Here is an 11,928-nt window from a genome sequence, read left to right as displayed (position 1 = left end):
TAATGTGTTTGCCTTTTGTGTTATAATGTTCTTGCATCTCTTGGTATCCTTTTTTTGTAGTTACTAAAAGTATATCCTATGAGATGCTTTTTTTGTACTACTGGCTAACTTAATTATATAATTTACTACTTTAATTTTTTACTAAAATCATCATTGATTTTTATTATAGTTTGTGATATTATATTAGAATAATATTTTGCCAGTATGGCGGAATTGGCAGACGCACTGGACTCAAAATCCAGCGAGGCAACTCGTGTCGGTTCGACCCCGACTACTGGTATCGCACGACAACCTTTTAGGCTGTCTTTTTTATTTTATTGTTTAATTCATAAGCGTAAATTTTTTTTATTTTTTCTTGATGATATTTTTATTTAATTTTTTAAAAAATATTTTTCAAAAAATAAAATTTATAAAAAATAAAAAACACCAAGGTATTTTCGTTGGTGTTTTTAAAATTATTATTTTTCATCAACTACATAAGGTAGTAGAGCCATGTGACGTGCTCTTTTTATAGCTGTAGTTAACATTCTTTGATACTTAGCAGAAGTACCAGTTACACGACGTGGTAAAATTTTTCCACGTTCTGATATGAATTTTTTAAGTAATTCTGTATCTTTATAGTCGATTGTTTCTACGTTGTTTTTAGTAAAGTAACATACTTTTTTACGACGACGCATATTGTTACGACGATTGTTAAATTGTGCCATTGAAATTGCCCTCCTATATTAATCTTCTTTAAAAGGATTTACTACATCCTGCATAAAGTCATCATCAAGATTGCTTGGGAAATCTTCTCCAAAATCTGTAAATGATGAATTATCGTTCATAAAATCATACATTGATGTATTATTGTTATTATTCGTATTTCCACTGAAGCTAGAAAAATTATTTTGCGGTTGTTGATTAAAGCTCATAGATCCAAAACCATTATCTTGCATTCTATTTGTATTAGATTTTGATTCTAGGTATTGAATATTATCAGCAACTACTTCAGTAACGTATACCATATTACCATCTTTTCCTTGATAATTTCTTGTTTGTATTCTACCAATAACACCTATTAAGCTCCCTTTTGCTAAAAAACGAGCCATATTTTCTGCCTGTTTTCTAAAAACAACACAGCTAACAAAATCTGCATTCCTTTGACCATTTTGGTCGGCGAATGTTCTATTTACTGCTAAAGTGAAATAAATCATTGGAATATTAGAACTAGAATATCTAAGTTCTGGATCTTTTGTTAATCTTCCTACTAATACTACATTATTAATCAAGATAGTTTACCTCTTTTATTTTTCTACTCTTACTACGATGTGGCGAATAATATCGGAATTGATTTTTGCTAAACGGTCAAATTCTTTTGTAGAAGAATCACTTTCTGAACTTAATTCTACTAAGTAGTAGTAAGCATCAAAGAAGTCTTCGATTTCATAAGCTAATTGCTTTTTACCTAAATCTTTAACTTCAGCAATTTCTGCACCTTCTGAAAGAATATTTACAAATCTATCAACCAAAGCTTTTTTAGACTCTTCATCAATACGTGGTTGAACAGCAAACATTACTTCATATTTTCTCATTGTATTTTACCTCCTTGTGGTCTTTGCGACTCCCTTCTAAAAAGAGAGTAAGGAGTAATTAAAATTACTCGACGTTTATTATATCAATTATTTTAGATAAATGCAATAAAATAATAAATGTTTCTAAAATATCTTGTAAATATTTTTTACTAAATTTATTATTTTAATTTAATAAGAAAAAATAATTTTTATTTAACTAGAAAAATTTTTGTAAAAATTTACAAATCTTAAATAAAAATAAATTTAAAATTTTTCTAATTTAAATTAAAAAATTACAAAATTAAATATTTAAAAAATAAAATACTAATTCATTTAAAATATTTTTCAAATTAAATTTTTAAATACCATAAAAATTATTTTTAAATTTATCATTTTAATATTAAGTAGCAACAGCTAAATTAATTACTTAGAAATTATTATTTAAAATTAAAAATAAAAACAATACTCATTTTCTAAGTATTGTTTTTTGTTATTAGATTACTCCGTGTGCTGACATGGCTTCTGCAACTTTTAGGAAACCTGCAATATTTGCTCCTAAAACTAGATTGCCAGCTTGTCCAAATTCTTCGGCAGCTTTTGAAGAATTTTCGTAAATGTCTTTCATAATAGCATATAATTTTTTGTCTACTTCTTCAAATGACCAAGCAAGTCGGCTAGAGTTTTGCGCCATTTCTAGTGCTGAAACTGCAACTCCTCCTGCGTTGGCTGCCTTGGCTGGCCCAAATAGTACGCCAGCTTTTTGGAATACTTCTACTGCTTCTAAGGTAGACGGCATATTTGCTCCTTCTGCAACTGCAAGAACTCCATTAGCTACTAAAGTTTCTGCATCTTCTTTATTCAATTCATTTTGTGTTGCACAAGGGAAGGCTAAATCTGCTTTTAAGCTCCAAATTGTTGACTGCCCTACTGGCACAAATTTTGCTGTTGGGTGGTGTTCAGTATATTTTACAATTCTTGCACGTTCAACTTCTTTTAATTGTTTTAATGTTGCTAAATTAATTCCATTTTCGTCATAAACGTAACCTGATGAATCTGATACTGCTATTACTTTTGCACCAAGTTGCGATAATTTTTCTACGGCATAAATTGCAACATTACCTGAACCAGAAACGATAGCTTTTTTACCTGCAAAATTTTCTCCTTTTGCTTTTAACATTTGCTGCGCAAAATAAACTGTTCCGTAACCAGTAGCTTCTTTACGAGCCAGCGAACCTCCATATGTTAAACCTTTACCTGTAAGAACTCCATTTTCATATCCCCTAAGACGTTTGTACTGTCCGAACATATAACCAATTTCTCTAGCTCCAACACCAATATCGCCAGCTGGAACGTCAATGTCTGGTCCAATATACTTTTGCAACTCCGTCATAAAACTTTGAGTAAATTTCATTATTTCATTATCAGATTTGCCTTTAGGGTCAAAATTTGAACCACCCTTACCGCCACCGATAGCTTGCCCAGTTAGGGAATTTTTGAAAATTTGTTCAAAACCTAAAAATTTTATAATTGATTGATTGACTGACGGATGGAAACGAAGTCCACCCTTGTATGGACCGATGGCTGATGAATATTGAACTCTATAACCACGATTTACCTGAACCTCGCCCTTGTCATCAACCCAAGGAACTCGAAATGTTATTATGCGTTCAGGTTCTACCAAACGTTCCAAAATATTTTCTTCTATGTACTTAGGACATTTATCGAAAACTGGAACAAGTGATTCAAAAACTTCTTCTACCGCTTGTAAAAATTCTAGCTCGTGTGCATTTTCTTTTTTTACTTTTGCAAAAACATTATTTACGTATTCTCTACCTTTAGTCATAATCGTTCTCCATGTATTTTATTTTTAAAATTATATTGTCGTAAAATAATTATAAATTTTCTGATTATTTTTGTCAATATAGCTAGACAAATTTTTTATAAATAAACTGTTTTAGTGTAACTAACTTTACTTAATTTTTTTCAGATTTATATACAAAAATTAATATATTTCTTGCTTCATAAATTACTTGTATCTAACTACTAAAATCTTGTTCTAAATATGCCAGTATTTTAAAATATAATTCATTATTATATACAGATTGTATTGCTTGTCATCAATTTTAATATATTTTCTTGAATAGAAAAGATATAGCTATGTACTCTTTCTTTTAAATAAAAATTTAAAACAATAATGGCACACATAAAACGGCTATTGCTCCTAAGGTAAAAACAAGTAAAACAAATATTAATTCCTTATTAATTTGGTATTTTTGGTTTGATTTTTTATCTTCAGTAGTTTTTTTAAAAAATTTTTTTTCATAACACTCTCCTTATTGTTAAAATAATTTTCTTTCTTTAATTATAGCAGAGAAATTTTAAAAATTATATTTTAAACTGGAATATTTGCGATTAACTATTTTATGAATTTTAAAAATTAATTTTTTTTAAATTTCTTTACTTATAAATTTTTTTATTTTGAAATTTTGTTTTACTCATAAAAATTTTTATTTTAAATTTTTTCTTGCATTTTATATTTTTTTGAATTAAAATAGTAATCATTACGATTTATATTTTTAAAAGGGGTATTTATATGAAAAAAAAATTAAATATTTTTATGGGTATTTTACTTAGCGTCAGTCTTTTACTGGTTGGCTGCTCTAAAAATACCAGCACAAGTCAACCAAGTTCTGATAAAAAAATTATTTATACGAGCTTTTTTCCCGTTTATGATTTAACAAAACAAATTGTTGGGGATAAGATGGAAATAAAAAATATTATCAAGGGTAATCAAGAACCTCACGATTTTGAACTGCAAACAAAGGATATGAAAGAAATATCAAAAGCAGATTTAATTATTTTTAATGGGGCTAACATGGAAAATTTTATTGATGACTTGAAAATGGCTAGCAAGCAAGATGATAAATTTTTAGACTTATCACAGGGATTGACACTTTTAGAAAGTGGTAGCCTTGAAGAAAATTCAAAAAATGAACATCTTAGTATTAATCCGCACACTTGGTTAAGTGTTAAAAATGCTTTAATCGAACTTGATACAATTTATAAAAAAGTTGCATCTATTGACCCAGCAAATGAAGCTTACTACAAAAAAAATTTAGAAGTAGCAAGTAAAAATTTCAAACAACTAGATGAAAAATTTGAAAAAGAATTAGCAAAAGTTAAGAATAAAGAAAAATATTTTGTAGTTTCGCACGCAGCTTTTAATTATTTGGCAAATGATTACGGCTTAAAACAGGTAGCTATAACTGGTATATCGCCTGAAGATGAACCATCTGCTAAACAATTAAAAACAATAGCCGATTTTGTAGAAAAACATAATATAAAAACTATTTTCTTTGAGGGTAAAACAACGCCAAAAGTAGCCCAAACCCTAGCAAAAAATACTAATACAAAAACTTCAACTCTCTACACTATGGAAAATCTGACAGATGATGAAGTTAAACTGGGTTATATAAAGTTAATGGAAATGAATTTAGAAGCCTTGGTGAGTTCTTTTGATGAATAGAGTTATAGAAATAAAAAATTTAGATTTTACTTATGACAAGGAAAGTAAAAATTATATTTTTGAAAATCTGAATTTAGAAATATACAAAAATGAATTTGTTGCCCTTGTCGGAGAAAATGGTGTCGGCAAGTCTACCCTCTTAAAACTTATTTTAAATAACTTAAAAGCTACAAGTGGCGGGATAAAAATTTTTGAAAATGATGTAGAAGAAAAAAAACATTATCAAGAAATTTCCTATATTTCCCAAAATTCAGTAGCGAATTATCGCCACTTACCTACTACTGTGGAAGAAGTCATCAAGCAACATTTAAAATTTTTGAAAAAAAAGCAGAATGTTGAAGACTATTTAAGGATAGTTGACCTTGAAAAAAAAGCAAAAAAATCTCTTGGTCAACTTTCTGGTGGCGAGTTGCAGAGGGTGGCAATATTATTAGCCTTAATTAAGGAAGCAAAATTAATTATCTTAGATGAACCAACATCAAATATTGATAAAAAATTTTCTAAGGAACTCTTTGCCCTCTTAAAAAATTTGGCAAGAGAAGATAAAACGATACTTATAGTAACCCACGATATTGAAGAAATAGTTAATTATGTTGACTACATCTTACAAATAAAAAATTGTCAGTGTCAAAGATTAGAAAAAATAAAATTTAAAGAGAGTTTGGGGAGATGTTAATGGAAATATTTTATTATGATTTTATGCGTAGAGCCTTCCTTGTTGGTGGCTTGTTAGCTATTATTCTTCCCTGTGTTGGTATGCCGATTTTATTAAAAAGATTGTCAGCCATGGGTGATACCCTCGCCCACTCATCTCTTGCTGGTGTTGCCATAGGACTTTGTTTGGGTATTAATCCCTTGCTCGGTTCCATTATAGCCTGTATTGTTGCGGGGCTAAGTATAGAATTTATTAGAAATAAATTAAAATCCTATCAAGAAATATCAACCGTCATAATTTTAGCAACTTCTATCGGTTTGGCAGGAATTTTTACCAGCTTTACCAATAATTCTAACTCGATAAGTTCCTACCTTTTTGGTTCTATTGTAACAATAAGTGATAGTGAATTTTATATAGTTATAGTTATTTCTTTACTTGTCTTGCTAACTTATAAATTTATTTATACAAAATTATATTTAATAATTTTTGATGTCAGCAATGCAAAAATTTTAGGTATCAATGTGAAATTTATAAATTTTATAGTAACGGTTCTGAGTGCCACAGCAATTTCTGTATCTGCAAAAACTATCGGCTCTTTAATAGTATCATCACTGCTTATTATTCCGACAATCTGTGCTATGCAAATTGCAAAAACTTATAAAAACACCTTGATATTGTCAATAATTTTATCAATGACCTTTGTATATTTAGGATTATTTATTTCCTATTTTTACAACTTAAAACCTGGTTCAGTGATTGTATTATTGTCAGTTATCTGCTTGATAGTAATTATTTTAATAAAAAAGAAATAAAGGAGTAAAATATGAAAAATAAAAAACAATTTTTAGTAGTTAATATGGTTTTAGTATCTACCTTGTTATTATCTGCTTGTGGTAATAATAAAAAAAATGAAGATGAAGTAAAAAATAATAAGACTGATTATGTAGAAAAAAATAAAAAGTATGTAAAAGATAATACTACTGAAGTATTAATAGACAGTCCTAATGTTAAAAAAGAAGATATTACAAAAATAATTAAGCACGGCGACCACTGGCACATTTTTACTAAAGATGGTAAGGAGCATATAACTTATACTGACCCAACTAAGACTAACGATAATAATTTTTCTTTGGTTAGTGTCGTGTCATTAAATCAATTAAAAGGTTTGAATATTGCTTCTATAAAAGTACATGGCGACCACTGGCACGTTTATACGAGTGATGGGCGAGAATTTTTAACATACGAAAATCCAAGTTCCCTATTTTCTAATTTGGCTATTGAAGAATATGTTGGTTCGCACTCTCCAGTTGCAAATCCTACAACAAGTTATGTGAGTAATCCAATCATAAATGAAGAAAATAAAGAAAATAAAGATGAAGTAATAAAAATATTAGTACATGGCGACCACTACCATATTTATACAGCTAGCGGCAAAGAATTTGTTAGTTACTCTGACCCTAGACACCTGTATCCTAATGCTGAATTTGGTGTCTATGCAGGAAGCCATGAAAATCATAACAAGCCAGCTGAAAATTCAAATTCTGAAAGTAATAATAATTCTGCTTCTGTAAATAATAGTAATTCAAATTCAGTAAGTGAAAATAATTCTGCTTCTGTAAATAATAGTAATTCAAGTTCGGTAAATGAAAATAATTCTAGTTCTGCTGGTTCAGAAAATAATAATTCAGCCAATAACAACAATTCAAATTCTGTAAATAATATACCTGAAGAAGATGAACACTCTGGACTTATCAGCGTCTTGTCAGCCGATGAAATAAAAGCCTTAAAAAACATTACAAAAATTTTAAAACATAATGACCATTATCATATCTACACAGCTGATAAGAAAGAATACATAACTTATGCTGACCCATCAGATATTTTTTCTGGTATAGGAGATTATGCAGACAAGGATAAAGAAAATAATAATGTTTCCGATAAACCAACAGAAAATATTTCTTGGCCAAGTGGCATAACAAAAATAGTTGACCATAGCGACCACTGGCACCTATATGCAGGCAGTAAAGAAGTTGCTGTTGTTAAAACAAATCCAAAAGAACATTATCCCGACGCTGAATACATATTAGAAGATGATGACGACTTAGATGATGTACATTTAAACGAAAATGAAATTATCAGATATGAAGATGTTGAAGAAAGATTAGTAGAATCTGTAATTCCTTATCTGTCTACCAACCTAAAAGCCATGACTAATTTTGGTAATTTAGAAAATCCTACTTCAGCAGTTTTTGGTTCTAACGGTGCTACAGAAAATATATTCTACTGGTTGCATGGCGACCACTATCATGCTGAAAGTCTAATAGACCTAATTAAAAAAGTTAAAGAGGGAACTTTTGGTAATAATTCAGCAGAAGATGTAATTGCGACTATGAAATATATAGTAAATCACCCAGACAATAAAGAAGAATATTTGCGTGTTAAAATAAAACTTGATGTGAAAAAAATTCAAAGATTTTTAATGAAAGCATATAATCTTGATGCAAGTGATGTCTTTAGACTTGGAAATTCATTTGATGTCTATAAAAATGGCCAAACAAAAACTTTTAATATCTCAGAATTTACAGAAGAGAATAATGAAATTAAGTATATTAATGGTGAACTGCCACAATTTAAAGAAGCAAGTGAAACTTCTAATGACTAATTTTTAAAATATAGTATCTGACAAAATAAATTTTAGGTTTATTATAATTCTCTATAAGTATTTCAATATTTATAGAGAATTTTTTTGTAAAAAATATATTGATAAAAAATTAAAAAATGTTAGGACAGATTTTTTTATAAAAAATTCTGTCAATAAATTATAGTAAAAAATATTTTAAAAAAATTTTTACTCCTAACTAAATATTTTTTGCAAAATAGTTTATTAAAAATAAAAAATGACAACATAGAAAAAGACGAAAATATTTAGTCGTCTTTTTCTAATTCTCAAACTCAAATTTTAATATCAAACAGAAAAAATAATTTCTTTATTTTGCAAGCGTAACCCTCCTAATTATACCATGTATTTTTTAAAAAAGATAGACCTTGTTTTCTTATATTCTTAATGATATAATAAAAGTGTAAATAGAAGTGATCACAATATTTCAAAATTAAAATTTTATCACCAAAGGAGGATAATTAAAATGAGTAGAAAATTAAAATTTGCTAGTTCAGTGTTAGCATCTAGCTTAATTATCACACCAATCTCTGCTTTAGTTAGTAATTATGATAATGTGGCTAAGGCTAATGAACTTAAAACATTAAATAATTATGAACCCACTGAAAAAGAAATAAATGAATTTGCTAAAGAATTAGAATTTTTCTTTACAAAAGTAGTGTGTTACCAAAATGGTAAATACTTCATAAACAAGGAAGAAGCTAAAAAGATAAAAGGAATTTCAGATGATGTTATAATAGAATTAGAGAAAAAAGCAAATGAAATAAATAATAATTCTTTTGTTAGTTTTAGAAGTTGGTACATATGCATGAAAGATAGAATTATGGATGAAATAGGCAAAGTCGTTCAGCTAGGAACTTTAGGAGCGAGCATTTTAGAAAGACAAGCATGGACAGAATTAGCTGAATTTATACTAAAAAGGGTTTCAAAACAAGCCGCCAAAAGAAGTCCTTGGGTGCTAGCAGGAATTTTCGCTTGGCATTCTTTAAGGTGTGTAGGACATTAAAATGATTAAATGGTTTAAAAAATTAAATGGTTATTATAAATGGCATATATACTTTACAACTTTCACAATAATATATGCTATAATTTATAAAATAATGTACGATAGATATGATTTTTTCGTAATTAGTCTATACATGATAATTTTAACAACATATATAATAAAAAATGGTAAGAAGTATAAAAATAATAAAATATCAGATACCCATTCAAGTCAGATAGCAAATAAAGAAAAAGAGCAAAATAGTTCCACTATTCTAAACAAAAAAATATAACAAATAATATTAAAAATAACATTATTTATTACATTATTATTACCAATAATAACTATAATTTTATACGTTTATCAAATAAATGACATTCAAGTTCCTTATAGATACGGACTATATGATATATTTCTGTTATTAGTTCTGTTAATTAATATGCTTATTATAAAAATACTAGTAGTAACTATATACAAAATAGAAAAAGACGACAAATAGTCGTCTTTTTTTAAATTCTAAAATTAAAATTTTAATATTAAACAAAAAATAATTTTATTTGTAAAAATTTTAAATATTATAAATATATAAACTAAAAATTTTTTAATTAATACAGTTTAATTTTAAAGTTGTATTATATAATTTTAATTTAGTATTTCAGTTATTTAATTTTTATAATATAATATTATTTTTTCTGTATTATTTATATTTTTATCTTAATTAAACAGATGGCTGTTTTTCATGAATATAGCGGTGTTTTTCAGTCTTTTTTTCCTTGTTTTATAATGTTTTATATGCTATGATTAAGATGTAAGATATATCTTAGTAAAAAATAATTTTAAAATATATTTTCTTGCAAATAAATATATTAAATAAAAAAATAAAGGAGGCAATAAAAATGAGAAAACACAAAAAATTTTTATCGGCAATCTTAGCTTCAAGTCTATTAGTTACACCTATTTCACACTTAATTCATCAAAACAATAATATATCAAAAGCCTATGTTAATATAGCAAATAATACAGAAGAAAATCTTTTAAATAAAGATTTAAAATATATTAAACTATTAGATAAAATGCCAATGAATGTAGCAGAAGGAACAATTGAAGAAGGCATAAAATGGTTAAATGAAAACAAAGGGAAGGACTTTGGATTTGGTGAATTTATAGCGACAGGAGATTCTATTAAATTTCAAAGTTATTACAGAAGTTGGTCTTGCGTCTATGGTATAGGTACTGCAGTAGTAAACTTGTTGCCTTGGTCTAAAATATTAAAACTAAAACAAGGAGCAAAAGCACTAGGGGGCTTGCAAACGGTAGCTTCTAATATATACAATAGATATAAATATTTAATAAACAATTATAGAAGTTATAAAAATAATAAATGGGGTGCAATGAAATTGGCCGTTACAGAAACTGCTAATTCTATGCCTGGCGAGGCGAAAGCAGCTTTTATGGAATTTTTTGGTTTGGGAGGACTGAATGATTGCTTTGACTAAAAAATTAATTTTCTATATCTTTATTTTATTGAATATAGTATTTATAATAAATAATTTTTTTATAGGTATTATACTTATTAAAAAAATATCATATAATTTCTATATTATACTATGTACAATTCTTATAATAAATAAATTAAAAAATATTATAAAAGCATACAAAAACAATGACTAAGTAACTTTTATTTTTTATTTGAAATTAAAATTTTTTATACTAACCATCATATAAAAATAATTTTAAAATATATTTTCTTGCAAATAAATATATTAAATAAAAAAACAAAGGGGGAAATAAAAATGAGGGGACACAAAAAATTTTTATCGGCAATCTTAGCTTCAAGTCTATTAGTTACACCTATTTCTGCTTTAGTTAATAATTATAATAATGTGGCTAAAGCTGAAAAGAATGAAATTCTCTTTAATGAGAAAGTAATTGAAGAAGGTGAAATAATAAAGGATTATATTAGTTTTAATAAAAAAAATAATATATATGTTTTTTCATTTTATTATGATAAATCTTTAGATATTAGATTGAATAATATAAGAAGTAATATAACATCTAAAGATATAAATGAATATATATCAAAATTAAACGATAGATTGATTAAAGAAAATGGAGAAGGACTAATAAATGATTCCATTAAAGAAATACAATATTATTCCAAGTTAAATGGCGATAGCCTATTTAGAAGTGCATGTGGAAATGTATTTGCTTGGGTAGGACTAGCACATTCTACATTTTACGGTCTTTTAATAGGAGGCCCTGTAGGAGCTGGATTATCTGCATTTACAGGTTTAGCATATGCAATAGGTAGTACTGTAGCATGTCCTTAAAAGAAATTATAATCTACAAATATAATGGTACTTTAATCAGTCTTTTTTGCTTAATGATTAATATACACAATCATATAGACAATATAAAAAATTATATATTAATATCATCTTTAATAATTATGACAACATTTATTTATGAAAAAATAACATATAATAAATATAGTCACATTCCCATGTATAAATTACCATTAATATTCGTATA

At 27.1% G+C, this 11,928-nt stretch carries 12 protein-coding genes and 1 tRNA gene; 9 read left to right on the top strand and 4 right to left on the bottom strand.

Annotated elements, in window-relative coordinates; all coding sequences use genetic code 11:
- Nucleotides 1-198 precede the first annotated feature (198 nt).
- Nucleotides 199-280: transfer RNA gene (locus tag KMP12_RS05180), tRNA-Leu, on the top strand.
- A gap of 178 nt (nucleotides 281-458) precedes the next feature.
- Here the strand turns inward: KMP12_RS05180 and rpsR are convergent.
- The 4 genes from rpsR to gdhA form a co-directional block, all read right to left on the bottom strand.
- Nucleotides 459-707: a 30S ribosomal protein S18 gene (gene rpsR / locus KMP12_RS05175; protein WP_371741345.1), complete on the bottom strand. Its 249-nt coding sequence runs from the start codon at nucleotides 705-707 to the stop codon at nucleotides 459-461.
- A gap of 18 nt (nucleotides 708-725) precedes the next feature.
- Nucleotides 726-1,271, bottom strand: coding sequence for a single-stranded DNA-binding protein (gene ssb / locus KMP12_RS05170; protein ID WP_215756676.1), 546 nt, complete (start codon nucleotides 1,269-1,271; stop codon nucleotides 726-728).
- Nucleotides 1,272-1,286: 15 nt separating this feature from the next.
- Nucleotides 1,287-1,574: a 30S ribosomal protein S6 gene (gene rpsF, locus KMP12_RS05165; RefSeq protein ID WP_215756675.1), complete on the bottom strand. Its 288-nt coding sequence runs from the start codon at nucleotides 1,572-1,574 to the stop codon at nucleotides 1,287-1,289.
- 472 nt (nucleotides 1,575-2,046) lie between these two features.
- A complete protein-coding gene (gene gdhA / locus KMP12_RS05160) occupies nucleotides 2,047-3,396 on the bottom strand; it encodes an NADP-specific glutamate dehydrogenase (protein ID WP_215756674.1) in 1,350 nt (449 codons plus the stop codon).
- Nucleotides 3,397-4,146: 750 nt separating this feature from the next.
- On the opposite strand from gdhA, the gene KMP12_RS05155 reads away from it, so the two are divergent.
- The 8 genes from KMP12_RS05155 to KMP12_RS05120 all read left to right on the top strand — a co-directional run bounded on the left by KMP12_RS05155 (nucleotide 4,147) and on the right by KMP12_RS05120 (nucleotide 11,726).
- Complete coding sequence (locus KMP12_RS05155) at nucleotides 4,147-5,079, top strand: metal ABC transporter solute-binding protein, Zn/Mn family (protein WP_215756673.1); 933 nt, start codon at nucleotides 4,147-4,149, stop codon at nucleotides 5,077-5,079.
- Nucleotides 5,072-5,755 (top strand): metal ABC transporter ATP-binding protein, encoded by a 684-nt coding sequence (locus tag KMP12_RS05150; RefSeq protein WP_215756672.1) that lies wholly within the window; start codon nucleotides 5,072-5,074, stop codon nucleotides 5,753-5,755. Before KMP12_RS05155 ends, KMP12_RS05150 begins: the two co-directional genes overlap by 8 nt.
- The gene (locus KMP12_RS05145; protein ID WP_215756671.1) at nucleotides 5,755-6,546 is read left to right on the top strand and encodes a metal ABC transporter permease; all 792 of its coding nucleotides are present in this window, start codon (nucleotides 5,755-5,757) and stop codon (nucleotides 6,544-6,546) included. Before KMP12_RS05150 ends, KMP12_RS05145 begins: the two co-directional genes overlap by 1 nt.
- Before the next feature lie 11 nt (nucleotides 6,547-6,557).
- The gene (locus tag KMP12_RS05140; protein WP_215756670.1) at nucleotides 6,558-8,396 is read left to right on the top strand and encodes a hypothetical protein; all 1,839 of its coding nucleotides are present in this window, start codon (nucleotides 6,558-6,560) and stop codon (nucleotides 8,394-8,396) included.
- Between the two features lie 481 nt (nucleotides 8,397-8,877).
- Complete coding sequence (locus KMP12_RS05135) at nucleotides 8,878-9,417, top strand: hypothetical protein (RefSeq protein WP_215756669.1); 540 nt, start codon at nucleotides 8,878-8,880, stop codon at nucleotides 9,415-9,417.
- Nucleotide 9,418: 1 nt separating this feature from the next.
- Nucleotides 9,419-9,688 (top strand): hypothetical protein, encoded by a 270-nt coding sequence (locus KMP12_RS05130; RefSeq protein ID WP_215756668.1) that lies wholly within the window; start codon nucleotides 9,419-9,421, stop codon nucleotides 9,686-9,688.
- 604 nt (nucleotides 9,689-10,292) lie between these two features.
- Nucleotides 10,293-10,892, top strand: a complete 600-nt coding sequence (locus KMP12_RS05125; protein ID WP_215756667.1) for a hypothetical protein — start codon at nucleotides 10,293-10,295, stop codon at nucleotides 10,890-10,892.
- 297 nt (nucleotides 10,893-11,189) lie between these two features.
- The gene (locus KMP12_RS05120) at nucleotides 11,190-11,726 is read left to right on the top strand and encodes a hypothetical protein (protein WP_215756666.1); all 537 of its coding nucleotides are present in this window, start codon (nucleotides 11,190-11,192) and stop codon (nucleotides 11,724-11,726) included.
- Nucleotides 11,727-11,928: the final 202 nt, after the last annotated feature.

This window comes from Gemella sp. zg-1178, assembly GCF_018790995.1.
Taxonomy (GTDB): Bacteria; Bacillota; Bacilli; order Staphylococcales; family Gemellaceae; genus Gemelliphila.
Note: the sequence above shows the minus strand (reverse complement) of the source record. Positions and strands in the feature narration are given on the sequence as shown.

Coding starts and splice junctions, on each gene's coding strand:
- rpsR (WP_371741345.1), bottom strand. CDS start 707: ATGGCACAATTTAACAATCGTCGTAACAATATGCGTCGTCGTAAAAAA.
- rpsF (WP_215756675.1), bottom strand. CDS start 1,574: ATGAGAAAATATGAAGTAATGTTTGCTGTTCAACCACGTATTGATGAA.
- gdhA (WP_215756674.1), bottom strand. CDS start 3,396: ATGACTAAAGGTAGAGAATACGTAAATAATGTTTTTGCAAAAGTAAAA.
- KMP12_RS05155 (WP_215756673.1), top strand. CDS start 4,147: ATGAAAAAAAAATTAAATATTTTTATGGGTATTTTACTTAGCGTCAGT.
- KMP12_RS05150 (WP_215756672.1), top strand. CDS start 5,072: ATGAATAGAGTTATAGAAATAAAAAATTTAGATTTTACTTATGACAAG.
- KMP12_RS05145 (WP_215756671.1), top strand. CDS start 5,755: ATGGAAATATTTTATTATGATTTTATGCGTAGAGCCTTCCTTGTTGGT.
- KMP12_RS05140 (WP_215756670.1), top strand. CDS start 6,558: ATGAAAAATAAAAAACAATTTTTAGTAGTTAATATGGTTTTAGTATCT.
- KMP12_RS05135 (WP_215756669.1), top strand. CDS start 8,878: ATGAGTAGAAAATTAAAATTTGCTAGTTCAGTGTTAGCATCTAGCTTA.
- KMP12_RS05130 (WP_215756668.1), top strand. CDS start 9,419: ATGATTAAATGGTTTAAAAAATTAAATGGTTATTATAAATGGCATATA.
- KMP12_RS05125 (WP_215756667.1), top strand. CDS start 10,293: ATGAGAAAACACAAAAAATTTTTATCGGCAATCTTAGCTTCAAGTCTA.
- KMP12_RS05120 (WP_215756666.1), top strand. CDS start 11,190: ATGAGGGGACACAAAAAATTTTTATCGGCAATCTTAGCTTCAAGTCTA.